Here is a 25735-nt window from a genome sequence, read left to right as displayed (position 1 = left end):
CCTGCCGTGGTCAGGCGCGGGCCTTGATGGCGTCGAGCAGTTTCTGATGGACGCCGCCGAAACCGCCGTTGCTCATCACCAGCACCTGGTCGCCGGGCCGCGCGGCGGCGGTTACTGCCGAAACCAGCGCGCCCAGGTCGTCGAAGGCTGCGGCCCGGTCGCCCAGCGGCGCCAGGGCCTCGCCCAGATTCCAGCCCAGGGCGTCCTTGCCAGCCGGCGCGCCGTAGCCGAACACCAGGTCGGCGGCTTGCAGGCTGGCCGGCAGCTGGGCAGCCATCACGCCCAGCTTCATCGTATTGGAACGCGGTTCCAGCACGGCCAGGATGCGGGCGTTGCCCACGCGGCGGCGCAGGCCGTCGAGCGTGGTCTGGATGGCGGTGGGGTGATGCGCGAAATCGTCGTAGACCGTGACGTCGTTGGCCACGCCCCGCACTTCCATGCGGCGCTTGACGTTCGCAAAGCGGCCCAGCGACTCGATGGCCTGGGCCGGCGGCACGCCCACGTGGCGCGCGGCGGCAATCGCGGCAATCGCGTTCATGCGGTTGTGCGTGCCTTGCAGATCCCAGACGACCGTGCCTTGCAGTGCTTCGCGGAAGTACACGTCGAAGGCGTCCTTGCCGGCCGGCGCAGGCGTGCGGGCATCGCCCTCGCGCCAGTCGCCCATGCCGAACTGCTCCACCTCGCTCCAGCAGCCGCGCTCAAGCACGCGGGCCAGCGCCGGCTCGTTGCCGTTGACGACCAGGCGGCCCTGACCCGGCACCGTACGCACCAGATGGTGGAATTGCGTCTCGATCGCCGCAAGATCGGGGAAGATGTCGGCGTGATCGTATTCCAGGTTGTTCAGGATGGCCGTGCGCGGGCGGTAGTGGACGAACTTGCTGCGCTTGTCGAAGAAGGCGGTGTCGTATTCGTCGGCTTCGATGACAAAGAAGTCCGATTCCGTCAGCCGGGCCGAGATGCCGAAGTTCTGCGGCACGCCGCCCACCAGGAAACCGGGGTTGTAGCCGGCATCCTCGAGCAGCCAGGACAGCATCGACGTGGTGGTGGTCTTGCCATGCGTGCCGGCCACGGCCAGCGTCCACTTGCCGTTCAGCACGTGTTCGCCCAGCCATTGCGGGCCCGACACGTACGGCAGGTTGCGGTCCAGGATGGCTTCCATCAGCGGGTTGCCGCGCGACACCACGTTGCCGATCACGTACAGGTCGGGGTTCAGCGACAGTTGCTCCGGATCGAATCCTTCGATCAGGTCGATGCCCTGGGCTTCGAGCTGGGTGCTCATCGGCGGATAGACGTTGGCGTCGCAGCCGGTCACGCGGTGACCCGCCTGGCGCGCCAGGACCGCAAGGCCGCCCATGAACGTACCGCAGATGCCAAGGATATGAATATGCATGGGAGCTTCGGGAATGCGTGGGGCCGCGGCGGCCGGGCCGCACGGCACTGGAAAGAAGGCTCTGATTGTACCTGCATGCGGCAGGTTCCCCGGGCTGCGCCACCGTGCCGCGGACATCGTTGTCCGGCCATGCGGGTATCATCGACACCATGTCCAGACGTACCCCCTCCGACCCCGGCCGCCTGCGCGAGGAAATCGCCCAGGCCGCCGCGCGCATGATCGCCGAAGATGGCGCCGATTACGCCACCGCCAAGCGCAAGGCCGCGCGCCAGCTGCTTGGCGACTTGCGCGTGGCCGGCGAATGGCTGCCCGACAACGACATGATCGAGGAGGAGGTGCGGGCCTACCAGGCGCTGTTCCACAGCGAGGAGCAGCCGCGCATCCTGGCCCTGCTGCGGCAGCTGGCGCTGTTGGCCATGGGCGACCTGGCCCCGTTCCGGCCCTATCTGGTGGGCGCCGTGCTCAACGGCACGGCCACCGAGCATTCCGACGTCTATATACAGTGCTTCTGCGACAGCCCCAAGGACGTGGCGCTGCACCTGCTCAACGCCGGGGTCGATTTCGAGACCAGCGAGAGCCGGCACTTCGCCGGGCGGGCCGATGTGGAGACCCTGAGCTTCCTGTGGCGCGGCCAGTGGCCGACCCTGCGCGAAGCGCGCCAGCTGGCCGGCGAGGTGCGCGCCACGCTGGGCGCCCCGGTGGGCATCCATATCGCGCTGTATGATGCCGACGACGAACGCGGCGCGGCGCGGGCCGACGCCAGCGGCCGCGCGGTCCGCGCCGACGCCAACACCGTGCGCACCCTGCTGGGCGAGGCCCGCGACCATTGATCCCCGCTCGGGTCCATGCCGGCCCGATCGCCCTATCTATATAGAACTGCCATCAACGTCACCCACCATGACTGCATCGACGCCCGGTTCCACACCCGCCCCCCGCTCATCCCTGGTCATCTGGATCGTCGTGGCCATCGTGGCCGCGGCCGCCGGCGTCCTGGTGGCGAACTTTGCCCTGGCCCCCAAACAGGCGTCCGACCAGGCCGTGGAATCGCTGCTCCAGGCAAAAATGCCCGATCCGTCAGGCACCGAGCTGGACCTGTCGAAGTTTCGGGGCAAGACGCTGGTGGTCAACTTCTGGGCGCCCTGGTGCGGGCCCTGCGTTGAAGAAATGCCCGAGCTGACCGCGCTGCATGGAGAATATGCCCAGCGCAACGTCGAATTCATCGGCATCGGCATCGATTCCGCCAGCAACATCCAGGAATTTCTCAAGAAAGTGCCCGTGAACTATCCGCTGGCCGTGGCCGGCTTCACGGGCACCGAACTCGCGAAGAGCTTTGGCAATGCACAAGGCGGCCTGCCCTACACGGTGATCATTACCCCCGAAGGCGCTGTGAAGTACCGCAAGATGGGGCGTGTCCACGCCGACGAACTGCGCAAGGCGCTGCCCGGCGCCTGAGGCAGCCCGCACGGTGCGCATGCCAAATAGCACGGATCTGCATCTAACTACACCAAACACGCACCGAACTGGCTGCCAACCTTCGGGCAAACCCCCAACAAAACCGGTTTTGCGCCTGAAACGGCGCTTTGGGGGCCGGAAATGTCTTAAAGGCGACATCCCGGCTTGTATCCCGTGCTAGACAAATCCCTCTAAGCTACGGTAATCTCCGCGCAATTTCGTTGAACTGGTCGAGCCGCCGTGTCTACCACCCCTACCGTCAGCCGCTCCGCCCGCTACCGCAAAGTGCTGGTTCTGCATGGTCCGAACCTCAATTTGCTCGGTACGCGCGAGCCGCAGACCTACGGACATACCACGCTGGCCGACATCAACGATGCGCTGGCAAAACGCGCGGCGTCCGCAGGCATCGGGCTGGACACGTTCCAGTCCAATCATGAGGGCGCCCTGGTAGATCGCGTTCATGCCGCGCGCGGCGAAGGGGTAGATCTCGTCATCATCAATCCCGCGGCTTTCACGCATACCAGCGTGGCGCTGCGCGATGCGCTGGCCGGCGTGGCAATCCCATTTGTCGAGGTTCACCTGTCCAACGTGCACCGCCGCGAGCCGTTCCGCCATCACTCGTATTTTTCCGATCAGGCGATCGGGGTGATCTGCGGCCTGGGCTGGCAGGGATACCTGCTGGCGCTGGAATACGCGCTGGCGCAGGAACAGGACAGTTAGCACCCGCACCGCCTCTGCAAACGCGAGAAAACCGCGGCCTGGCACGCTTGCGTGGCAGGCCAAATCAATCATGACTGACCGCCGCCGTCCCCTTCCCTGACATGAAGGTGACCGGACAACCCGATTCTGGAGGATAAGAAGATGGACCTGCGCAAGCTGAAGACGCTGATCGACCTGGTGGCCGAATCCGGCATTTCGGAGCTCGAAGTGACCGAGGGCGACGGCAAGGTTCGCATCGTCAAGCAACCGCCGCAGGTGCTGGCGCCGGTTGCCATGCCCCAGTTCCAGGCCCTGCCGCCCGCCGCCGGCGCCGCCGCCCCCGTGGCGGGCGCTGCCGCCCCGGCTGCCGCCGCCGAAGCCGCCCCGCAACTGCCGGCCGGCCACGTGGTGACGTCGCCGATGGTTGGCACGTTCTACCGCGCACCGTCGCCGGGCGCCGCGCCGTTCGTGAACGTTGGCGATACCGTCAAGGAAGGCCAGACCGTCTGCATCATCGAAGCCATGAAGCTGCTCAACGAGATCGAGTGCGACAAGGCTGGCGTGATCAAGGAAATCCTCGTCGAAAACGGCCAGGCTGTGGAATACGGCCAGCCGCTGTTCGTGATCGGCTAAGCCGTCAGCCGGCTGACGCGGCAGGCGGGCCCCGAAAGGCCCCTGCCGCATGCGTTGGCCCGGTGCGCCACCCTGGCGTGCGCGGGCCCGCCCCTGTTCTCGCAGAGAGAGACCATGTTTGAAAAAATTCTGATCGCGAACCGCGGCGAAATCGCCCTTCGCATCCAGCGCGCCTGCCGCGAGCTGGGCATCAAGACCGTGGTGGTGTACTCGGAAGCCGACAAGGAAGCCAAGTACGTCAAGCTGGCCGATGAAGCCGTCTGTATCGGCCCGGCCCCGTCGCCGCTGTCGTACCTGAACATGCCGGCCATCATTTCGGCCGCCGAAGTCACCGACGCCCAGGCCATCCACCCGGGCTACGGCTTCCTGTCGGAAAACGCCGACTTTGCCGAGCGCGTGGAGAAGTCCGGCTTCGTGTTCATCGGCCCGACGTCCGACAGCATCCGCCTGATGGGCGACAAGGTGTCGGCCAAGCAGGCCATGATCAAGTCCGGCGTGCCGTGCGTGCCGGGCTCGGAAGGCGCCCTGCCCGACGATCCCAAGGAAATCCTGGCCACCGCGCGCCGCGTGGGCTATCCGGTGATCATCAAGGCAGCCGGCGGTGGTGGTGGTCGTGGCATGCGCGTGGTGCATACCGAGGCCGCGCTGATCAACGCCGTCAACATGACGCGCGAGGAAGCGGGCCGTGCCTTCGGCAACCCCGAGGTCTACATGGAGAAGTTCCTCGAGAACCCGCGCCATGTGGAAATCCAGATCCTGGCCGACCAGCACAAGCAGGCCATCTGGCTGGGCGAACGCGACTGCTCGATGCAGCGCCGCCACCAGAAGGTGATCGAGGAAGCGCCGGCGCCGCACATTCCGCGCCGCCTGATCGAGCGCATCGGCGACCGCTGCGCCGAGGCCTGCAAGAAGATCGGCTACCGGGGCGCCGGCACGTTCGAATTCCTGTACGAGAACAACGAGTTCTACTTCATCGAGATGAACACGCGCGTGCAGGTCGAGCACCCGGTCACCGAGATGATCACGGGCATCGACATCGTGCAGGAACAGATCCGCATCGCCTACGGCGAGAAGCTGCGCTACCGCCAGAAGGACGTGGAACTGCGCGGCCACGCGATCGAATGCCGGATCAACGCCGAGGACCCGTTCAAGTTCACGCCGTCGCCGGGCCGCATCACCGCCTGGCACATGCCCGGCGGCCCCGGTGTCCGTGTGGACTCGCACGCGTATGATGGCTACTTCGTGCCGCCCAACTACGACTCGATGATCGGCAAGATCATCACGTACGGCGCCACGCGTGACCAGGCCATCGCCCGCATGCGCATCGCGCTGTCGGAAATGGTGGTGGACGGCATCCTGACCAACGTGCCCCTGCACCGCGAACTGATGCTCGACGCCAACTTCGTGGAAGGCGGCACCAGCATCCATTATCTTGAACACCGCCTGGCCCAGAAGGCCAACGCCCAGGGCGAAAAACCCTGAAGCGGGGCCTGACCGGCCGGCATTGCAGTCAAAAGGAAACCCGTGGCATTCCAGGAATGTGTGATCGAAATTGCGCAGGATCAAGCTGAAGCCTGGTCCGATGCATTGTTCGACCTCGGCGCGCTGTCGGTATCGGTGGAAGACGCCGACGCCGATACGCCTGACGAGCAACCGCTCTTTGGAGAGCCCGGGCTGGAGCCGACGCGGCTGGCGTGGAACCGCTCGCGCGTGGTGGCGCTCTTCGACGAAGAGACCGACCCCGCGCTGGTGGTGACCGCTGCCGCGAACGCACTCAAGGTCGACCCCGTGCCGCCGTTCGTGCTGCGCTCGGTGGAAGACCAGGACTGGGTGCGCCTGACGCAGTCGCAATTCGAACCGATCCGCGTGGGCGAGAAGATCTGGGTCGTGCCGTCGTGGCACGACGCGCCGGAGCCCGACGCGGTGATCCTGGAACTCGATCCGGGCCTGGCCTTCGGCACGGGCAGCCATCCGACCACGCGCCTGTGCATGCAGTGGCTGGAGCAGAACGTGCGGGCTGGCGAGACCGTGCTGGACTACGGCTGCGGCTCGGGCATCCTGGCCATCGTGGCAAAGAAGCTCGGCGCGGGCGAGACCATCGGCATCGACATTGATCCGAACGCCGTCGAGGCCTCGCGCTACAACGCCGAGCGCAACCAGGTGCAAGCCAGCTTCGCGCTGCCGGAATCGGTGTCCGAAGCCACCTACGACCTGGTGGTGGCCAATATTCTTTCCAATCCGCTCAAGCTGATGGCCGCGATGCTGTCGGCGCGCGTGCGCCCCGGTGGCCGGCTGGTGCTGTCCGGCGTGCTGGAACGGCAGGCCGATGAAGTGGCTGCGGCCTACGCGCCGTGGCTGGCCATGTCGGTCTGGCGCAGCGAGGAAGGCTGGGTGTGCCTGCACGGCACGCGCCCGTTGACGGCCAACCGTTCCTGATTCGTCATCATGGCCGCCGCCAAGCTCGTCACGCGCTGCCCGGCCTGCCGCACCGCGTTCCGGCTCGTTGCGGATCAGCTGCGGCTGCGCCAGGGCCTGGTCCGCTGCGGACAATGCGATACCGTCTTCGATGCACGCGAACACCTGATCGAGGTGCCCGCGCCGGCCCAATCGGCCCAATCGGCCCCCTCGGCTGCGTCGAACCCATCGGCCGCCGCCGTGACGATGGCGGCCGCGCTGGCCCACGCTGAGCAGACCCAGGCAACGGCCCGCGCGCGCGAAGACGAGGCCCCATTCGACCCGGGCTTTGATCCGGGCTACGAAGTCCCCGCGCTCGATTCGCCGACGACGATGATGTCGGAGCCGTTGCCAGATGTAGTGGCGCAGGCGCCGAGCCCCGGGACGGTCGCCGGCGACGCGCGTCAGGAAGCGGATGCGGATGCGGATGCCGATGCCGATGCCGACATCGAACCCGATCTCCCGGCCGACCACGAACCCGACCTGACGCCCGCCGGCGAGGCGGCAATGCCCGCGGCCGCCGGCGAGCCGGCGTCCGACGCATCGACTCCCGCATCGGCCGACACCGCGCCGCCAGCGGAAACCGCGCTGACCGATCCGCCGGCGCCATGGCCGATGCTCGACCATTCGGCATTCGACGATGAGCCGGTGCAGACGCCATCGCCGGCCGCGCACGCTTCGCAGGCATCGCACTCTTCGCTGGACCCGGCTGCGGCCTTCGCGCCAAAAAACCCGTCGGGCATGCCGCCCTACGGCGCGTACAGCGCCAAGGCCAGCTGGCCGCCGCTGCGCCCGGCCAATGCACCGTCGAGCCAGCCCATGGATGAAGCCGGTGCCGAAACGCCCGAGACGTCCGCCACCGAAGCGGCTCCGGCCGCCGATGCGGTGCCGCAGGACGCAGGCGCCGTGGCCGTGGCCGATGCATCGGACGCATCGGACGCATCGGACGCATCGGACGCATCGGACGCATCGGACGCATCGGACGCAATGGCTGCATCGCAGGATTCGGATGTGCCCCATGTGCCGGCCGATGCATTGCCCACGCCCGAACCGTTCCCGCAGGCAGATCCGGTGCCTAGCGCCAGCGGCTTCCTGCGCGCCGAGGATCCGGCCGACCCCGAAGCCGAAGCGTGGGCCGCACAGGCCAAGGACGTCATCGAACACGACCTCGGCGTCACGTTGCGCGATGGCACGCCCAATGCCGTGGCACGCGAGACCGCCACACGCCACTGGCTGAACCGGCCCGGCGCATCGGCGGGATCGCCATCCGCATCGGCGGGCACGGCAGCAAGCGGGCCGGTCTTCGCGCCCGATTTCCTGCGCCATACGCGCGAACGCGAACAGTCCCGCGCGCCCGGCGTGAAGGTCTCGGTGCCCGGCAACCGGCGCATCTGGATGCGCGCGGGGGCCGTTGTGCTGGGCCTCGGCATCCTGCTGCAGGGCATCTACCTGGCCCGCAGCCAGATTGCCGGCAGCATGCCGGTGCTGCGTCCGGTACTTGAGGCGGCTTGTGCACCGTTTGGCTGCGATGTGCCGCCGTGGCGCGACCTCGAGGCGCTGCGCATCGACAGTTCGCAACTGCAGAAGCAGGACGAGGCCAGCGACGTCTATCTGCTGGCGGTCACCCTGCGCAACCAGGGGCGCGCCACCACGGCGCTGCCGGCGATCGAGCTGGTCATGACCGATCTGCAGGACCAGCTGCTGCTGCGCCGCGTGCTGCTGCCGGCCGAGTACCTGGAGCCCGTCCAGCGCGGCTTCGCGGCCACGGGTCTGCGCGCGGGCAGCGAGCTGCCGGTTCGGGTACGATTCCGGACACAGCAGGCGGCTGCCAATTACCGCGTGCTGATTTTCTACCCCTGAATTCCATCGCCCCCCTCGCCACGCCGGCCGGCAATGCACCGGGCCGGCGGGCTGTACTTTTCTGACAGGAGCAACCATGAGCAATGTGACCCTTGGCGGCAACGCCATCGAAGTTGGCGGCAAGTTTCCCCATGCTGGCGACAAGGCACCGGCTTTCACGCTGGTCGGCAAGGACCTGAAGGACGTGACGCTGGCTGACTTCGCAGGCAAGCGCAAGGTGCTGAATATCGTCCCGAGCCTGGACACGCCCGTCTGCCAGGCGTCGGCACGCAAGTTCAACGAGGCTGCCAGCAGCCTGGCCAACACCGTGGTGCTGACCATCTCGGCCGACCTGCCGTTCGCCATGGGCCGCTTCTGCACCGCCGAAGGCCTGAACAACGTGGTGACGCTGTCGACGATGCGCGGTGCCGACTTCAAGAACGCCTATGGCGTGGATATCAAGAGCGGCCCGCTGGCCGGCGTCTGCGCGCGTGCCGTGGTGGTAGTCGACGAGAACGACACCGTGAAGTACAGCGAGCTGGTGCCGGAAATCAAGGAGGAGCCGAATTACGACGCTGCTCTGGCTGCACTGAAATAATCTGTGCGGTAGAACACAGTCGTACCAGCGTTTCCGCCCGTCATGCACGGGCGGAATTATTTAACGTATCTGTTGCGGCCCTTCGCCGGGCCATTTGGAGAAGAGATGTCCAGCCTGATCTGCGGTTCCGTCGCCTACGACACCATCATGACGTTCGACGGCCGGTTCCGTGAACACATTCTTCCGGACCAGATCCACATGCTGAACGTCTCGTTCCTGGTGCCGGGCATGCGGCGCGAGTTCGGCGGCTGCGCCGGCAACATCGGCTACACGCTCAAGATGCTGGGCGGCGATCCGATCGTGATGGCCACCGTGGGCCAGGACGCCGGCCCGTACCTGCAGTACCTGCGCGACCTGGGCATCGCCACCGACCATATCCGCACGCTGCCCGACACGTTCACGGCGCAGGCGATGATCACGACCGACCTGGACAACAACCAGATCACCGCATTCCACCCGGGCGCCATGGGCCAGTCGCAGCTCAACAGCGTGCAGGACGCGCTGGGCGCCGGCAAGCGCCCGGCACTGGGCATCGTGGCCCCGGACAGCCGCGAAGGCATGCTGCACCACGCACAGCAGTTCGCCGATGCCGGCATTCCGTTCATCTTCGACCTGGGCCAGGCCATGCCGCTGTTCAACGGCGAGGACCTGCGGGCGTTCATTGAACTCGCCAGTTACGTGACGGTCAATGACTACGAAGCACAGGTCATGCTGTCCCGTACCGCCTGGACCAGCGCCGAAGTGGCCGCCAAGGTGCGCGCGTTCATCGTGACGCACGGTGAACGTGGCGCCAGCATCTTCGCCGATGGCCAGCAGTACGCCATCCCGGCCGTGCAGGCCGAGCGCGTGGTGGACCCCACCGGCTGTGGCGACGCCTTCCGCGGCGGCCTGCTCTACGGCATCGAGCAGGGCATGGACTGGGAAACCACCGGTCGCCTCGCCTCGCTGATGGGTGCGCTCAAGATTGCCCAGCAGGGCCCTCAGAACCACTGGATTTCGCGTGAGGAAATCGGCAGCCGCTTCGCGGCGGCGTTCGGTTACCAATACGCCTAAGATGAAAAGGTGAACCGCGCACACCGGACGACGACGAAGGGCGCGGCATTCAGACGGGAGTTGCGATGAATCAGATCCTTCGAATCGGCGGTGTCGCGGTGCTGGCTACCGTGGCGCTGGTCAGCGGCTGTGCCAACTACTCCAATTCCGGCAGCGTCTACGCACCGGGGCAGGCACAACGCGAGCAGACCGTGCGCTATGGCGTGGTCCAGGGTGTGCGCGAAGTCATGATCCAGGGCGGCTCGACGGGCGCCGGCACGCTCGCCGGGGGCGCCATCGGCGGCGTCGCGGCGGGCAGCACCATCGGCAGCGGCGGCGGCTCCGTGGCAGCTGGCCTGCTGGGTGCCGTGCTCGGCGGCATTGCGGGCAGCGCGGCAGAGAACCGCATCACGCAGCGCCGCGGCCTGGAGATCACGGTTCAGCTCGAAGACGGCGACATGCGCGCCATCACCCAGGAAGCCGACGAGGTGTTCCGCCCCGGCGACCGGGTGCGTCTGCTGTCTTCGGGAGGCGTGACACGCGTCTCGCACTGAAAACCTTACAAGCCGTCAGAAAGAAACGCCGCGTGCCCTCGGGCCGCGGCGTTTTTCATTTGACGCGGCCATCGGCGCGCGCGCCCAATAAAAAACCCGCCGGGCACGGATGCCATCGGCGGGTTGGCAAGACTCGCTGTCTTGCAGACCGGATACGGCGTATCCGGTCAGTGTGGCACGCGATGCGTGCCCAGGCGTTTCCCGGTTGTGATCGCTCGCACGAGGGCGAGGCAATTACGGACGGTTGCCCGTCGGGAACGGCCAGGCCGCTGCCGGGTTCAGCGCGGTCTTGGCGGGTGCGGCAGCAGCCGGTGCAACGGCGGGCGCAGCAGCGGGCTTGGCAGCCTTGCGGGCAGCCGGCTTCTTGGCGGCAGCCTTCTTGGCAGCAGGCTTCGCAGCCGGCTTGGCGGCGGCCTTCTTGGCAGCCGGCTTGGCAGCAGCCTTCTTCGCGGCCGGCTTGGCAGCAGCCTTCTTGGCAGCCGGCTTCTTGGCAGCAGCAGCCTTCTTGGCCGGTGCGGCCTTCTTGGCGGCAACCTTCTTCACTGCGGCCTTCTTTGCCGGTGCTGCCTTCTTGGCGGCGACCTTCTTGGTTGCAACCTTCTTGGCGGCTACCTTCTTCACTGCAGCCTTCTTGGCCGGTGCTGCCTTCTTGGCGGCGACCTTCTTGGTTGCGACCTTCTTGGCGGCAACCTTCTTCACAGCGGCCTTCTTGGCAGCCGGAGCAGCCTTCTTGGCGGCTACCTTCTTCGTAGCAACCTTCTTCACGGCAGCCTTCTTGGCGGCCGGCGCTGCCTTCTTGGCGGCGACCTTCTTCACAGCGGCCTTCTTGGCGGCCGGCTTGGCAGCCTTCTTGGCGGCCGGCTTTTTCTTTGCAGCAGTTGCCATGGATAACTCCTTCACTAGCGTGAAATATCGAATGACCTAAATGGACGACCCGACCGATCCGAGGCGCATGGAGGCATGCCCCAATCGAGCGAGCGATTCATCGGCGCACGACAGCTTGAACCGCACGCTAATGAATTCGGTGGCAGGGATACCGGCGCGACCCGTGTCGCGCACCGCGGTGTTTTCACGGCAGCGCAAAATCCGCGCGCTGGCTGCAAAGCCAGCTTCCAGGCGGATTTCCGGGGCATGCCGTGCCCTGGAATATTCGATCGGCCCGCGCCGCACATCGTGTCGGCGCGCAGCCTGAATAGAGGAGATATCGGTCAGCAGGTCTGCAGCACGGGCTTGGCCTCGCGCACTGCAGACGGTAATTCCACGGGGGTAGCTCGCCCATCCCGTCACTGGGCCACAGGAGACTGCACGCGTTGTAAGAAGCCTGATCGGCCCGGTCTGCGTCAAAGTTCTGGTGCTCCTCGGCTACCCGCATTCACTGCGACAAAGCATCGCGTCATCGTTGCTTCTTGCTTGCCTTCTTGCGACGCCCGCTTCGTCAAACACATCGATGCAATGAAGTGAGACTCTTGTCAAGGCGAATCATAATTCGTTTGCTCGATGATGTTAAGAAAAAAGTGCAAAAAAACTTGCGCGCAAGAACGAATCGATCTAATTCACGCGCGCACGCCGATCACAACACCATCGATACGCTCTCTCATCGAGACGCGCGTACACCAAATGAAGTTCCATCACGCGTGTGTTTCGATGGTGGAAGAACACCTGGCGACGCGACTGCGCAGCGTGTGTTCGCACCCTCCGCGCGCGTCGTCCAACCGCCTGCGCGGCACGCCGATGCGCGACATCACGGCGACGCTTCGCATGGATCGGTGCCGACTGGAAACCCGCGTGAATATTGGCTTTCCGACACACACGCAGTGGCGCGGCAGCGTGCCGCCCGGTGGCATCGCACAGTGCGATCCTGGGACGCCGGCGGTCACGCGCCAGTGCCTTGGCAAGACGCGCGCGCGCCCTTCGACAAGCCGATCGCGCGGCGGTCGCGTCGATGTGTCGGTGAGCCTCGCGTGCGTCGATCAGACAGTTGCGCGAGCACGACGAAGGAGTGATGCGCCTACGCAACGGTTTCCCTCTTCGACACGTATCGACGCGTATCGACACCGGCGTTTTGACATCAGTCGTGCGATGGATGATGTGTCGACGCGCGTACGAACTGGTGGTCGCAGTGCCCCACGCTTGTCCGGCATCGCATCGCGCGTCGTGTCGTCGGTCGGCCGGTCGGGCGATCGTGCGGACCGAGCGATCGCCGTGCACCGCCGGCGTTTCGGCAACCGGTGCGCCTGCCGTCGACTCACCGTGCGCGGCGGCGTCGCATCGGTCGGCGCGCATCGATTGTCCATCGTTCGACGCGTCGGTGGCCGCCGGCAAACTCCCGCGCTGTCAACCATCCGCCGGGCACGATCATTGATCAGCTGACGATGCGCGCATTCGGGTTCCTACCGATGCCGTCACCGCCGCCGCGCAGCCTGTCGGCCGACGTCGCCAGAGACACCGGGGCGACCGCGCGTCCGGGCGTCGGTGGCGCGCGGGTGTGGCGCCCCTGCGCCACGGGCCGGCTAGAGGAATGTCTCGGGTACGCTTCCCGCGCGGTGCTTGTTGCAGGACAAAATCAAGGCCAGCCGCCGCCGGGCGGGCGATTGCAGGGGGTACCGCGGTGCGCTCTGGTGCGTACGCAAATGGATGCGGGAGATTGCAGCGAACGACGCGCGCCAGTAGATTGGCGTCGCGCGATGCCGATGCCGGCCAGCGCGGCACGCGGTTCATTGCGGACCGTCGCAATCGTGCTGACCGGAAGCCGGCATCCTGCACGTCGTGTACGACTTGCGTGTCAGACCTGCAGGCTGGCTGCAACCTTACCGACCGGACATAACCCGCGCCGCGCACTGGCGAATCCGCCATCGCGACACTGAACTGGAGATCTTCATGCGCATGACCGACCCCCGCGCCCTGCTTCGCCATACCGCCCGCGCCGCCGTGTTCGCCGCCGCACTCACCGCCAGCGCCCTGGCGATGGCGCAAGCCACCCCGGCGGGCACATGGCAAACCATCGACGACGCCTCCGGCAAGCCGCGCGGCGTGATCGAGATTACCGAGAAGGATGGCGTGTACAGCGGCAAGCTCGTGAAGAGCCTGGTGCCGTCCGAAGGCCCGCCCAAGGTGTGCGACAAATGCACCGACGCGCGCAAGGACCAGCCCATCATCGGCATGACGCTGCTGACCGGATTGCGCAAGACCGGCGACAACGAATGGACCGGGGGCGAGATCCTGGACCCCGAGACCGGCAAGCTGTACAAGTGCAAGATGTCGATGGCCGACGACGGCAAGAAGCTCAACGTGCGCGGCTTCATTGGCATCAGCCTGATCGGCCGAACGCAGACCTGGGTGCGCCAGCAGTGACGTCCTGATGCCATCGCCCGCGCGCCGCGCTTGCTGTGGCGCACGAACGGCGCACGGGCGATACGGAAAAGCGCAGCAAGAACGACGCCACCCACGCCATTCAGCAAACTGACAGCTTAGTTCGGTAAGATCGATCCCCCGATCCTCTTTACAACAACTACCGGAGACTAAGCATGCCATTGTCCCCTCGCGGCCGCACGCTGGCCCTGGCGCTCGCCGCCACCTCGCTGATCGCCACCACCGCCCACGCCGCCGATGCCTGGCCCAACCACGTGATCAAGTTTGTCGTGCCGTTCACGGCCGGCGGGGCCAATGACCTCGTGGCACGCGCCGGGGCCGACGCCGTCAGCAAGCGGATTGGCCAGCCCGTGGTGATCGAAAACCGTCCCGGTGCCGGCGGCATCGTGGGCGCCGACTACGTGGCCAAGAGCAAGCCCGATGGCTACACGTTCCTGGTGGGTGCCGTGGGCACCGTCACCAACAGCCTGATCCGCACGAAGATGCCCTACCAGCCCGACGACCTGGTGCCCGTAGGCCTGATCGCGGTCAGCCCGTCGGTGATCGTGGCATCGCCGTCGCTGCCGGCGAACAACGTGAAGGAATTGATCGAATATTCGAAGAAGCAGGGCGGCGTGCCGTTTGCCACCGCCGGCAGCGGCAGCACACCGCATTTCGTTGAAGAAATGCTTAAGGAAAAAGGTGCGCAGCTGACCGTGGTGCCGTACAAGAGCGGCTCGGAAAGCATCACCGCCGTGATCGGCAACCAGGTGGCCGCCACGTCCGAGGCATCGATCGTGGTGCTGCCGCAGATCAAGGCCGGCAAGCTCAAGGCGCTGGGTGCCACGTGGGACAAGCACATGCCCGCCGCACCGAACATCCCCACCACCGCAGAGCAGGGCCTGCCTGAAGTGCGCATCGGCCATTGGGCCGGCATCTTCGCGCCGAAGGGCACCGATCCCGCGATCATCAAGAAGCTCAATGCCGAGCTGAGCGCCGGCATGCAGAACCCCGAGATTCGCGAGCGCCTGATCCAGAACGGGATCGAGCCGGCCGGCGGTTCGGTGGAGAGCTTCGTTTCCTTCATCAAGACGGAGCGCGAACGTCTTGGCCGTATCGCCAAGAACGCCAACATGACGGCCGACTGACCGGCAGGGAATGGGCCGGCCGATGGTGGACTCATCGTCGGCCAACGCCCCATCCGAAACTATTTTCGGGTGCGATCACCGGCTCCGGTGATCCTATGTCTGCAAGCGGCCCGCGACATGCGGGCCGTTTGCATGCTGCAGGACCTTGTCAGATTTGATAGATCGTGGCGGCAATGTGCGCAACGCTGCCCAATACCACCGTTAGGCCAGCTTCCGATGTTTGATCTTGCAGACATCTGACCGCATGTCAGCGTGTCTGTGATCGCCGCGCAACGCCATTGCAACGAGAATGGTTCCTATTTATATTGCCGATCGCCCGAACATTTAGCCCCGGTGGTGAAGCCGGTAAAGGGCCCGGCAGTACGGGGCGCACTGGAACTGACAATGCTCCGTCGCACCCCTGTGGCTACCGCGCTGGTGGCCCTCTTTGCCGCACCCGCCGTCTTCGCGCAGCAAGCCGCTCAGCCGGCGCAGCAGGCGCCCGCCGCAGCCCCTGCCCCATCGACCGCCCTATCGAACGCCCCATCGGCGCCGCAAAAGGGCGAATCCGTGCCGCAGACGCTGCGTGAGGTGACGGTCCAGGGCTCCGCCGCCCGCGACGACTTCAACCCGATCGGCAGTCAGCTGTCGAAGCTGCCGGCCGACCTGCGCGATGTGCCGCAATCGGTGACGATCGTCAACCGGGCGCTGATGGAATCGCAGGGCGCCAGCTCGCTGGCCGATGCGCTGCGCAACGTGCCCGGCATCACCATCGGCGGCGCCGAGGGCGGGCAGATCGGCAACAACATCAACCTGAACGGCTTTTCGGCGCGCACCGACATCTACCTGGACGGCTTCCGCGATCGCGGCCAGTACTACCGCGACACCTTCGCGCTGGACCAGATCGAAGTGCTGATGGGCCCGTCGTCGATGCTGTTCGGGCGCGGCTCCACGGGTGGCGTGATCAACCAGGTCACCAAGAAGCCCAAGCTGCAGGCCGCCACCGAGGTCACCGGATCGGTCACCACCAACGGCCTGGTGCGGGCCACGGCCGATGTGAACACGCCCACCGGCGACACCTCGGCCTTCCGCATCTCGGCCATGGCCCAGGACGGCAAGCCGAGCACGCGCGACGAGATGACCGTGCAGGATTTCGGCATCGCGCCGTCGTGGCGTTTTGGCATCGGCACCTCGACGGAGATCACCCTGTCGGCGTTGCTCCAGCACAACGAGGACATGCCCGACTACGGCCTGCCCGCCATCAACGGTCATCCGGTCAACGTCGATCGCAATACGCACTACGGCTTCAACAACGACCGTACGCGCCAGAACATCGTGTCGCTGAATGGCGCCATCGACCACAAGTTCTCGCCCAACCTGCGCCTGCGCAACGTCACGGCGTTCAACTATGTGGAAACCGATGCGCGCGAGACCGCGCCGAACGCGGTGGGATCGATCAACGGGGCGGGCGCCTTTACCGCGCTGACCACCACCAACCTGCCGCTGTCGCAACTGTACGTGCGCCAGCAGAGCCATGACCGCAACATCCGCGACTATTCGATCTTCAACCAGACCGAGCTGACCGCGAAGTTCGACACGGGCCCGGTCAAGCACACGCTGCTGACCGGCCTGGAGCTGGGCCACGACGGCTACAACAACCAGAACTACTACCGCAACGGCAGTTGCGGCAGCACGCCACTGAACCCGGCCACGGGCACGTCCGGCTTCGTGGCCTGCACGCCGGTCATCGATCCGCCGTACCAGGATTCGCCGGCCAGCGTGGCCACCCGCACCGGCAACCTGCAGGGCGGCTCGGCCAACACGGTGGCCGTCTACGCCAACGACTCGATCGAGTTCTCGAAGCAATGGAAGGCGGTGGCCGGCCTGCGCTACGACAAGTACATCGCCAGCATCAGCAACTCGGTCAATTCCGGCAACACGGCCGGCAGCACGGTGCTGCCCAACGCGAGCCAGGACGTCCACTTCACCAGCGTGCGCCTGGGCGGCATCTGGCAGCCGACCGAGACGCAGTCGTACTACATTTCCTACGGCACGTCGTTCAACCCGTCGCTGGAACAGCTGGTCGGCACGGTGGGGCAGCAGTCGCTGGACCCCGAAAAGAACAAGGCCTACGAGGCGGGCGGCAAGTGGGATCTGATGAGCGGCAACCTGTCGGTGACGTCGGCCATCTTCCGCATCACCAAGGACAACGCGCGCAGCCAGATCGACGCCACCACGTACGCGCTGACCGGCAAGATCCAGGTGGATGGCTTCCGCGCCGGCGTGACCGGCCGCATCACGCCGAAGTGGCAGGTGTTCGCGGGCTATACGTACCTGGATGCCGAGATCAAGAGCGGTATCGCGGCCGGCACGCAGGGCATGGTGCCGACCAACACGCCCAAGCACACGGCCACGGCATGGACCAGCTATGCCATCCTGCCAAGCTGGGAAGTGGGCGGCGGGGCGTTCTACATGTCACAGCGTTATGCCAACAATACCAATACGGTGCAGGTTGGCGGCTTTGTGCGTTGGGACGGCATGATCGCCTACCACCAGCCCAAGTACGACGTGCGCCTGAATCTGTTCAACATCTTCGACAAGAAGTATTACGATGCGCTGATCCAGTCGGACGGCGGCCGGTCGGTGCCGGGCACGGGCCGTACCGCAATGCTGTCGTTCACCTATCGCATGTAAGCGCCGCCGGGGCCGCACGCCGCGCCTGGCCGTTTCGCCATGGCCTGCCCCCGGGCCCAACCGGATGTCTCCGATGCTGGTTCGTATTCCGAAGGTTCTCAACGCCGAACAGGTGGCCGTGGTGCTGGCGCAGCTGGAACATGCCGGCGATGCCTGGGTGGACGGCCGCGTGTCGGCCGGCTATTCCGGCGCGCCGGTCAAGTTCAACCAGCAGATCGACGAGCGATCCGAAGTGGCCGCCCAGTGCCAGCACCTGATCCTGGCCGCGCTGGAACGCCATCCGCTATTTATTAGTGCGGTGCTGCCGAACATCGTCTATCCGCCAATGTTCAACCGCTACAGCGAGGGCATGACGTTCGGCGCCCATGTCGATGGCGGCGTGCGCATCCATCCGCACACCGGGCGCAAGCTGCGCACCGATGTGTCCGCCACGCTGTTCCTGTCGGACCCCGACAGCTACGACGGGGGCGAGTTGCAGGTGGAAGACACGTACGGCGTGCACGCGGTCAAGCTGGCCGCCGGCGACATGGTGGTCTACCCGGCCACGAGCCTGCACCAGGTGACACCGATCACGCGCGGCACGCGGGTGGCCAGCTTCTTCTGGATCGAGAGCCTGATCCGCGACGACGGCCAACGCGCGCTGCTGTTCGACATGGACAACGCGATCCAGACGCTCAACCAGACCAACGCCGACGCGCGCGCGCGGCGCAGCCTGGTTGGCTGCTATCACAACCTGCTGCGGCAGTGGAGCGAGACCTGAGCGCGGCCGGGCTGGGCCGCCCCGGTCCGACGTGGCCCGCGCTGGCCCCATCTAGCCGTTCAGCCAAATTGCTCCGCCAGCGCCTGCCGCGCCTGGCCGATGAATTCGCTCTCGCCCCGGCGCGCCCCTAATAGATAGAACTCCGCCGAAGGCAGTGCCGGCAGCTTCCAGCCGGCCACGTCCGCTGCATCCAGCGGCGTCACGCCGGGTCCGATGGCCGATGCGTTGAGGCACGACACGCCCAGCCCGGCGGCCAGCGCCAGATGCAGGCCGGCTACGCCCGAGGCCGAGTGTGCGATCTCGAATTCACGCCGGCGCCGCATCAGCAACTGCACGACGAACTGGTGCATCGAGCAGGTATCGGGCAGCAACACCAGCGGCAGCGTAGCCTGGGGTTCTTCAGAAATTTCCGGTGCGGCCACCCAGGCCAGCGCCTCGCGCCGCAGCACCGTGCCGCCGCGTGTGGCGCCCGAAGTCTTTTCCGCGCCGCGCGCGCCGATCAGCCGCATGCTCAGGCCGATGTCGAACGCGTCCATCTCGGCCGCCGCCTCGATGGCGGCGCTCTTCATGACCGTGACGTGCAACTTCAGGTAGGGATAGCGGTCACGCAGGCGCCGCAGCATGCCGGCAATCTCTCCGGGGCGGAAATAGTCGGTCACCGCCAGCCGCAGTTCGCCATCGAGCGTCTGGCCGCGCAGTTCGGCCAGCGCCTGTTCGTTCAGCGACAGGATGCGCCGGGCATAGTCCAGTAGCCGCGCCCCGGCCGGCGTCACCGCCGCGCCCTTCTTGCCGCGCGTCAGCAGCGGCACGCCGGCACGCTCCTCCAGCTTGCGCAACTGCTCGCTGACCGACGATTGCGACAGGAACAGCCGGGGCGCCGCAGCCGACAGGCTGCCGCTCTCGGCCACGGCCACAAAGGTTCGGAGCTGGTCCGTTTCGAATCCGCGCATGATTTGAAGTTTCGGCTATTCCGATAGATGGCATCGTATATTCCCGCTTTTCCGATTTCAAGGCAACGCCTACGATGACATCACCGCAGCACGCCAATACGCCAACCGGCAAGCGCGCCGCAACGTGAAACCCAAACCCGAAAGGAGCCAGTCATGCCCCACGTATCCCTGCAGATTTCCGGCCATCCCGATACCGAACTGACGCGCCGCGCCGTGGCCGTGGTGGGTGAACTGACCCAGCGCGTGCTGGGCAAGGAAGCCCCCGTGATTGCCACCACCGTGACGTTCATCCCGCGCGAGCAGTGGTTCATTGGCGGCAAGCCGCTGTCCGACCATGACAAGGGGCGCAACGCCTTCCAGCTCGACATCAGCGTGACCGACGAGACCAACACCAAGGCCGAGAAAGCCGATTACCTGCGCCAGTCGCATGCCGCGCTGTCCGAGCTGATCGGCGATGTCAACGAGGTGTCCTATATCCATGTGATCGACGCGCGCGCGGCCGCCTATGGCTATGGCGGCAAGACCCAGGAATTCCGGCACCAGCACCGCTGATGGCCGGCGCGGCCCGCGCTGCACCGATTGCTGCAGTCAGGTAAAAAGTGCCGTGCGGGCGGTGCGCTTGTGCCGGGTGGCGATGTTCACTAGTGTGTAGGGCAAGTTTCCCGATACCGGAGGCATCGCATGAAACAAGTCACGCTACCCGGCGGCGAGCGCGTGCCCGCGCTGGGTATGGGCACCTGGAATATCGGCGACCACCGTGCCACGCGCGCCGAGGAAATCGCCACGCTGCAGATGGGCCTGGACATGGGCCTGCGGCTGGTCGATACCGCCGAGATGTATGGCGAAGGCCTGTCCGAATCGCTGATCGGCGAGGCCCTGGCGGGCCGCCGCGGCGACGCCTTCCTGGTCAGCAAGGTCTATCCGCACAACGCCAGCCGCAAGGGCGCGGTGGCGGCGTGCGAGCGCGGCCTGCGCCGGCTGGGCACCGACCATCTGGACCTGTATTTGTTGCACTGGCGCGGCGACGTACCGTTCGAGGACACGATCGAGGCATTCCAGGCGCTGCAGGCGGCCGGCAAGATCCGTTATTTCGGCGTCAGCAACCTGGACCTGTCCGATATGGAGGAATTCTGGGACACCCCGGGGGGCGATGCGGTGGCGGTGAACCAGCTGCTCTACAACCTGAGCCGGCGCGGCATCGAGTTCGACCTGCTGCCATGGTTGCGCGAACGCAACGTCCCGGTGATGGCCTACTCGCCAATCGAGCAGGCGCGGCTGCTGCGCAACGCGGGCCTGAAGGGCTTTGCGGCGAAGCATGGCATGACGCCCGCGCAGGCGGCGCTGGCCTGGCTGCTGGCGTCGGACGACATCATTGCGATTCCCAAGACCGGCCAGCGCGACCGCCTGCGCGAGAACATGGGCGCGCTCGATATCACGCTCACGCCCGGCCAACTGGCCGAACTGGACACGCTGTTCGCGCCGCCGCGTCACGCGCAGCCATTGGCGATGCTATGACGCGGAGCCGTTTCAGGCCAATAGGACGAGGTGGAATCCGCGCTCAGTGCTGGCCTGCCTTGTAGCGTTCCACTTCCACGTAGCGGGTCAGGTAGGTGCGGGCCTTCTCGCGGGTGTCCGTGGTCACGCGCTCGGCGGCCTGGCGAGCGCTGGTCTGGCCGTGCGCGCTGCTCATCTGCGCCGACAGGTACGACTGGAAGGCGTCGTGCATGACCTTCAGCTGGCCCTTGCACGCGTCGATCGCGCCGGCAGCCACCTCCTTCGAGGTGCCCTTGCCCTTGGCGCCGTCGCTGGCGCGGTCCTGCACGCAATCCATATATTTGGCGCGCTCGGCCTGCCAGCCGGCGTTCATCTGGGCCGATTCCTGCTTGGCTTCGGCCGTTTCGACCGCCGGCTGGGACGCACAGGCAGCCAGCAGCAGTGCCGCCAGCGGCATGGCCAGCGCGCCGGCACGCCGCCATCCACGCGGGCGCTGCACTGCAGCATGGGGGTTCGACAGACGGGAATCGGGCTGGACGTTGGACTTCTGGAATGACATGGGCATGGGGGCGGTTGGCGGATAGATGCTCGACAGACCGGTATGGTATCCGCCCGGTTCCGGAACAAGTTCCGCCGATTTGCAAGAAAGTATGACCAAGTCATGTCAGAGGCCTGTCCCCTCCGTGTCAGACAAAATCGCATTTGCGGATGTGCCTTGCCAGCCTATGCTTTAGAGGCGGTTGCAACACATGAACCCTCCTGGAGGAAATAATGAAACGTCGAACCTTCCTGTCCGCCGGCAGTGCCGGGGTTGTCGGCCTCACCGGTCTGTCCGTGGGCGCCTTGTCGCTTGCAGGATGCAGCTTCACCGGCCCCAAAGACTCGGGCGACGCGGCGTCCAAACGCCGTGAGATCGACACGGGCGCCACTGACACGCTGAACCGCCTCTATTCCACGACCAACGGCGCGCGGGATCTGGGCGCCAAGGCCAAGGGCATCCTGATCTTCCCGAAACTGCTGTCGGCGGGCTTTATCGTCGGCGGCGAGTACGGCGACGGCGTGCTTCGTTCCGGCGGTGCGGACCGCGGCTACTACCGGGCCATTTCGGGCTCGGTCGGCTGGCAGATCGGCGCACAGTCGAAGGCCTTCATCCTGATGTTCATGACCCAGGAAGCCTACGACAAGTTCGTGCGCAGCAGCGGCTGGCAGGTTGGCGCCGACGCCACGGTGGCGCTGGCCACGATCGGTGCCAATGGCCAGATCGACACCAACACCGCCCAGCAGCCGATCATCGGCTTTGCCATGACCAACGCGGGCCTGATGGCCGGCCTGAGTCTGGAAGGCACCAAGATCTCGAAGCTCAACATCTGACAGGCGGGTCCGGCGCCCGCCCGGCGCCCATCCGTTGCGTACCACACGGCGCCCACGTTGCGGAACTCTTGCATTCCGTAACATGGGCGCCGCTTTTCTTCGCTTCACCCCCCGCGCCAAGCCGTTAGAATTCGTCCCTTGCCAATTTTCCAACCCGCACGCGAGGCCGAATTCTCATGTGGTTCAAGAATCTCCAGATTCATCGTTTCTCCGCCCCGTGGACGCTGAGTGCAGACGATGTTGAGGCCTGCCTGGCCAAACACGCGTTCTATCCGGGCACCAGCCTGGAAATGCAGACCCAGGGCTGGGCGTCGCCGCGCGACAACGACCAGCTTGTGCATTGCGTCAACAAGCAGATGCTGCTGGTGCTGCGCACCGAAAAGAAGCTGCTGCCCGCCACCGTGGTCAATCAGGTGACCAAGGCGCGCGCCGCCGAGATCGAGGAGCAGCAAGGCTTCAAGCCGGGCCGCAAGCAGCTGAAGGAACTGAAGGAGCAGGTCACCGAGGAACTGCTGCCGCGCGCCTTCAGCATCCGCCGCGACACGCGCGTATGGATCGACCCCGTCAACGGCTGGCTGGCCATCGACGCCGCCGGCACGGCCAAGGCCGACGAAGTGCGCGGCATGCTGTTCAAGGCCATCGACCGGCTGCCCGTGGTGGGCCTGCAGGTCAACCTGTCGCCGGTTGCGGCCATGACCGAGTGGCTGGCCACCGACACCGCCCCGGCCGGTTTCACGGTCGATCAGGAAATCGAACTGCAATCGAGCAGCGAGACCAAGGCCACCGTGCGCTACGTGCGTCATCCGCTCGACCCCGAGGACCTGCGGCGCCATATCGAAGCCGGCAAGCGATGCACGCGGCTGGCCATGACCTGGAACGACCGCGTGTCGTTCGTGCTGACCGACGCGCTGGCGGTCAAGCGCGTGAATCCGCTCGACGTGATCAAGGAACAGGCCGACGCCACGCTCCACGACGAGAACGAACGCTTTGACGCCGATTTCGCGCTGATGGCCGGCGAACTCGCGGGCATGCTGGCCGACCTGACCGACGCGCTCGGCGGCGAGCGCAAGGCCGAAGGCGCGATGCCGGCTGACCTGCGCAAGGCCGCCTGAGCCCCGTTCCACCGTTCCCCTGACCGTCCCCACGCCCCGCCCGGTCGGAGCATTCACCGGGCCAGGGTGGGAGCAGCCCGCTCAGTCCAGCGTCAGCACCACGCGCTGGCCCGGCTCGCCCGCCTGGCGCCAGGCGGACGCCACTTCGCTCATCGGCACCTGCCCGGGCGGGTCGATCGACAGGTAGCCGGCGTGCATGCAGCCCAGGACATCCTCCACCAGGAAGCGCAGGTCTTCGGCCGGTGGATGGCTGGCGGCGCCGCACCCCATCAGCACCGCGCGTGAATCGCGCAGCGCCATCGGCGCCAGCATGACGCTGGCCGCCCGGCGATCGACCACGGACACCACACGCGTGGCGTGGTCGGCCGGCAGGGCCGACACGCCATCCGCCTGGACCAGCGCCGACAGCAGCAGCTCCAGCGTCTCGCCCCAGACAAAATCGAGCACGACGTCGATGCCATCGGCGGCATGGGTGGCAAACGCATGCTGCAGCAGGCTGGGCGCCTGGCCGAGGTCGATCTGCGCATCGGCGCCCGGCATGGTCTGCAGGTCGATCCGGTGTGCCGCCACGATGACACGCCCGGCGCCCTGCAGCCGCGCCGCCTGCATGGCCAGGCGCCCCGCCAGCCCGGCCGCCCCCAGGATCAGCACCGTCTCCCCCGGCGCCAGGTCCGCACGCGCCGCCAGCGGCAGCCACGCCGCCAGCGCCGGCCCGACCAATGCGGCGGCGTCGGCGGAGGCCACCGGGTCGGGGATCGGCACCACCCATTGCGCCGGCACGAACTCCGCCATCGCACCAAACGGACTGCGGCCCGCGCGGAAATAGACGCGCCGCCCGTCGGCCAGGTAGCCAACGCCGTCTCGCCCGCAGACATAGGGCAATTCCAGCGGCATGCAGGCATGGTGCCCGCGCGCGATGGCCAGGTCCGCCGGCCGGATCACCGCCGCGCAGACGCGCACCATGACTTCGCCGGCGCGCGGCTCGGGATCGCGGAATTCGGTAAAGCGCGGGACTTCGCCCAGCTGTTGCACTACTACGGCTCGCATCGTGTCGTTCTCCTTGGTTGAGATCCACGAACGATCGTATGCGGCCATTTGCCCAGCGTCTTTGAGGCGATTCTGAAAGCGAAGCACGCGTAGAATCGGGTCAAAAGAGCAAAAAGACGCCACGGACCAAGACGTCATCGCCATCCAAACCCGTTGAGGAGACCCCCTTGAAGTCGTTGCGCCCCTTTGCCAGCCCCGCTTTTGCGGCCCGTACGCTGGCTGCCCTGCTGCTGGCCGCTGCCGGCACGGCCCACGCCGCCTGGCCAGACCGCCCCATCAAGCTCATCGTGCCGTTCCCGCCCGGGCAGGCCACCGACATCTTCGCCCGCGCGCTGGCCGAAAAACTCGGCAAGCAGCTGGGCCAGCCCGTGATCGTGGAAAACCGCGCCGGCGCCGGCGACAACATCGGCATGGAAGCGGCCGCCAAGGCCCCGGCCGACGGCTACACGATCGTGATGGCCGGCAGCGCCATGGCCATCAACCAGACGCTGTACAAGAAGCTCAATTACGATCCGCGCCAGGACTTTGCGCCGGTGACGGGCGTGTTCTCGGTGCCGCTGGTGTTCCTGGCCACGCCGCAATCGGGGTTCACGTCGCTGCGCGACCTGATTGCCAAGGCCAAGGCCGCGCCGGGCAAGTACAGCTACGCCAGCGCGGGCATCGGCGGCACGCAGCACCTGTCCGCCGAGATGCTCAAGGCGCAGACCGGCACCTTTATCGTCCATATCCCGTACAAGGGCAGCGGCCCGGCCCAGGCCGACTTCCTGGGCAACCAGATTCCGCTGATGGTGGACTCGGTCACCGCCGCCATGCCGCTGATCCAGACCAACAAGGCGCTGCCGCTTGCGGTGACCACGGCCAAGCGCGTGCCCCAGTTGCCATCGGTGCCCACCGTGCGCGAACAGGGCGTGCCGGGGTTCGAGGCGCTGGGCTGGGCCGTGATGATGGCGCCCGCCGGCACCCCGCCGGCCATCGTCACCCAGCTCAACGCAGAGACGGTGAAGGCGCTGCAATCGCCCGACCTGCACAAGTTCATCACCGACCGGGGATCCGAGCCAATGCCGATGACCCCGGCCGAAACCGGCAAGTTCGTCGACAGCGAGATCAAGAAGTGGTCGGCCGTGGTGAAACGGTCGGGGGCGACGGCGGACTGAGCGATCGATGCCGGGCGCGCGCCCGGT

At 66.4% G+C, this 25735-nt stretch carries 25 protein-coding genes; 20 read left to right on the top strand and 5 right to left on the bottom strand.

The features are described from left to right. Window positions 1-10: 10 nt before the first annotated feature. Entirely contained in the window at window positions 11-1390 is a 1380-nt protein-coding gene (gene mpl / locus AC3G88_RS00485) for a UDP-N-acetylmuramate:L-alanyl-gamma-D-glutamyl-meso-diaminopimelate ligase (protein ID WP_488892941.1), read from the bottom strand. Window positions 1391-1539: 149 nt separating this feature from the next. Here mpl and AC3G88_RS00480 point away from each other — a divergent pair, with 149 nt between their 5' ends. From AC3G88_RS00480 to AC3G88_RS00435, 10 genes are all read left to right on the top strand, one after another. Continuing rightward, complete coding sequence (locus AC3G88_RS00480; protein ID WP_488892940.1) at window positions 1540-2220, top strand: UDP-N-acetylmuramate--alanine ligase; 681 nt, start codon at window positions 1540-1542, stop codon at window positions 2218-2220. A 67-nt stretch (window positions 2221-2287) separates the two neighbouring features. Further along, window positions 2288-2842 carry a TlpA family protein disulfide reductase gene (locus AC3G88_RS00475; RefSeq protein ID WP_488892939.1) on the top strand — a complete coding sequence of 185 codons (555 nt, stop codon included), beginning with the start codon at window positions 2288-2290 and terminating at the stop codon, window positions 2840-2842. A 240-nt stretch (window positions 2843-3082) separates the two neighbouring features. Then, window positions 3083-3562 carry a type II 3-dehydroquinate dehydratase gene (aroQ, locus tag AC3G88_RS00470; protein ID WP_488773536.1) on the top strand — a complete coding sequence of 160 codons (480 nt, stop codon included), beginning with the start codon at window positions 3083-3085 and terminating at the stop codon, window positions 3560-3562. Window positions 3563-3703: 141 nt separating this feature from the next. Further along, a complete protein-coding gene (gene accB, locus AC3G88_RS00465; RefSeq protein ID WP_400395241.1) occupies window positions 3704-4174 on the top strand; it encodes an acetyl-CoA carboxylase biotin carboxyl carrier protein in 471 nt (156 codons plus the stop codon). A 114-nt stretch (window positions 4175-4288) separates the two neighbouring features. Next, window positions 4289-5656: an acetyl-CoA carboxylase biotin carboxylase subunit gene (accC, locus tag AC3G88_RS00460; protein ID WP_153947242.1), complete on the top strand. Its 1368-nt coding sequence runs from the start codon at window positions 4289-4291 to the stop codon at window positions 5654-5656. 42 nt (window positions 5657-5698) lie between these two features. Next, window positions 5699-6610, top strand: a complete 912-nt coding sequence (gene prmA, locus AC3G88_RS00455) for a 50S ribosomal protein L11 methyltransferase (protein WP_488773537.1) — start codon at window positions 5699-5701, stop codon at window positions 6608-6610. Between the two features lie 9 nt (window positions 6611-6619). Next, the gene (locus AC3G88_RS00450; protein WP_488892938.1) at window positions 6620-8488 is read left to right on the top strand and encodes a DUF3426 domain-containing protein; all 1869 of its coding nucleotides are present in this window, start codon (window positions 6620-6622) and stop codon (window positions 8486-8488) included. Between the two features lie 76 nt (window positions 8489-8564). Beyond that, on the top strand, window positions 8565-9065 hold the full coding sequence (tpx, locus tag AC3G88_RS00445; protein WP_488892937.1) for a thiol peroxidase: 501 nt from the start codon (window positions 8565-8567) through the stop codon (window positions 9063-9065). A gap of 105 nt (window positions 9066-9170) precedes the next feature. Beyond that, the gene (locus AC3G88_RS00440) at window positions 9171-10118 is read left to right on the top strand and encodes a carbohydrate kinase family protein (protein ID WP_400395572.1); all 948 of its coding nucleotides are present in this window, start codon (window positions 9171-9173) and stop codon (window positions 10116-10118) included. 65 nt (window positions 10119-10183) lie between these two features. After that, window positions 10184-10651, top strand: coding sequence for an outer membrane lipoprotein (locus AC3G88_RS00435; RefSeq protein WP_092601343.1), 468 nt, complete (start codon window positions 10184-10186; stop codon window positions 10649-10651). A 234-nt stretch (window positions 10652-10885) separates the two neighbouring features. Here the strand turns inward: AC3G88_RS00435 and AC3G88_RS00430 are convergent, their stop codons facing one another. Next, entirely contained in the window at window positions 10886-11536 is a 651-nt protein-coding gene (locus AC3G88_RS00430; RefSeq protein ID WP_153947238.1) for a histone H1-like DNA-binding protein, read from the bottom strand. A gap of 732 nt (window positions 11537-12268) precedes the next feature. On the opposite strand from AC3G88_RS00430, the gene AC3G88_RS00425 reads away from it, so the two are divergent. From AC3G88_RS00425 to AC3G88_RS00405, 5 genes are all read left to right on the top strand, one after another. After that, window positions 12269-13021, top strand: coding sequence for a hypothetical protein (locus tag AC3G88_RS00425; protein ID WP_488892936.1), 753 nt, complete (start codon window positions 12269-12271; stop codon window positions 13019-13021). Between the two features lie 507 nt (window positions 13022-13528). Beyond that, window positions 13529-14002, top strand: a complete 474-nt coding sequence (locus tag AC3G88_RS00420) for a DUF2147 domain-containing protein (protein ID WP_488892935.1) — start codon at window positions 13529-13531, stop codon at window positions 14000-14002. A 173-nt stretch (window positions 14003-14175) separates the two neighbouring features. Further along, window positions 14176-15147, top strand: a complete 972-nt coding sequence (locus AC3G88_RS00415) for a Bug family tripartite tricarboxylate transporter substrate binding protein (protein ID WP_400396425.1) — start codon at window positions 14176-14178, stop codon at window positions 15145-15147. A 384-nt stretch (window positions 15148-15531) separates the two neighbouring features. Then, window positions 15532-17820, top strand: a complete 2289-nt coding sequence (locus AC3G88_RS00410) for a TonB-dependent receptor (protein WP_488892934.1) — start codon at window positions 15532-15534, stop codon at window positions 17818-17820. Window positions 17821-17893: 73 nt separating this feature from the next. Further along, window positions 17894-18580: a Fe2+-dependent dioxygenase gene (locus tag AC3G88_RS00405; RefSeq protein ID WP_488892933.1), complete on the top strand. Its 687-nt coding sequence runs from the start codon at window positions 17894-17896 to the stop codon at window positions 18578-18580. Window positions 18581-18639: 59 nt separating this feature from the next. On the opposite strand, the gene AC3G88_RS00400 is transcribed toward AC3G88_RS00405, so the two are convergent. After that, window positions 18640-19530: a LysR family transcriptional regulator gene (locus tag AC3G88_RS00400; protein ID WP_488892932.1), complete on the bottom strand. Its 891-nt coding sequence runs from the start codon at window positions 19528-19530 to the stop codon at window positions 18640-18642. A gap of 153 nt (window positions 19531-19683) precedes the next feature. On the opposite strand from AC3G88_RS00400, the gene AC3G88_RS00395 reads away from it, so the two are divergent. Both AC3G88_RS00395 and AC3G88_RS00390 read left to right on the top strand, forming a co-directional pair. Beyond that, window positions 19684-20082: a tautomerase family protein gene (locus tag AC3G88_RS00395; protein ID WP_488892931.1), complete on the top strand. Its 399-nt coding sequence runs from the start codon at window positions 19684-19686 to the stop codon at window positions 20080-20082. A gap of 129 nt (window positions 20083-20211) precedes the next feature. Then, complete coding sequence (locus AC3G88_RS00390) at window positions 20212-21045, top strand: aldo/keto reductase (RefSeq protein ID WP_488892930.1); 834 nt, start codon at window positions 20212-20214, stop codon at window positions 21043-21045. Window positions 21046-21088: 43 nt separating this feature from the next. Here AC3G88_RS00390 and AC3G88_RS00385 read toward each other — a convergent pair whose 3' ends face one another. Continuing rightward, the gene (locus AC3G88_RS00385; protein WP_488892929.1) at window positions 21089-21589 is read right to left on the bottom strand and encodes a hypothetical protein; all 501 of its coding nucleotides are present in this window, start codon (window positions 21587-21589) and stop codon (window positions 21089-21091) included. Window positions 21590-21795: 206 nt separating this feature from the next. Between AC3G88_RS00385 and AC3G88_RS00380 the strand changes: the two genes are divergently transcribed. Further along, complete coding sequence (locus tag AC3G88_RS00380; RefSeq protein WP_488773549.1) at window positions 21796-22395, top strand: BPSL1445 family SYLF domain-containing lipoprotein; 600 nt, start codon at window positions 21796-21798, stop codon at window positions 22393-22395. Window positions 22396-22571: 176 nt separating this feature from the next. Continuing rightward, window positions 22572-23507: a recombination-associated protein RdgC gene (locus tag AC3G88_RS00375; protein ID WP_488892928.1), complete on the top strand. Its 936-nt coding sequence runs from the start codon at window positions 22572-22574 to the stop codon at window positions 23505-23507. 81 nt (window positions 23508-23588) lie between these two features. On the opposite strand, the gene AC3G88_RS00370 is transcribed toward AC3G88_RS00375, so the two are convergent. Further along, complete coding sequence (locus AC3G88_RS00370; RefSeq protein ID WP_488892927.1) at window positions 23589-24554, bottom strand: quinone oxidoreductase family protein; 966 nt, start codon at window positions 24552-24554, stop codon at window positions 23589-23591. A 167-nt stretch (window positions 24555-24721) separates the two neighbouring features. On the opposite strand from AC3G88_RS00370, the gene AC3G88_RS00365 reads away from it, so the two are divergent. Beyond that, window positions 24722-25708, top strand: coding sequence for a tripartite tricarboxylate transporter substrate binding protein (locus AC3G88_RS00365; protein ID WP_488892926.1), 987 nt, complete (start codon window positions 24722-24724; stop codon window positions 25706-25708). The last annotated feature ends 27 nt before the right edge of the window (window positions 25709-25735 follow it).

The organism is Cupriavidus sp. 86D6 (assembly GCF_057815095.1).
This window is presented reverse-complemented; position numbering and strand designations above follow the sequence as displayed.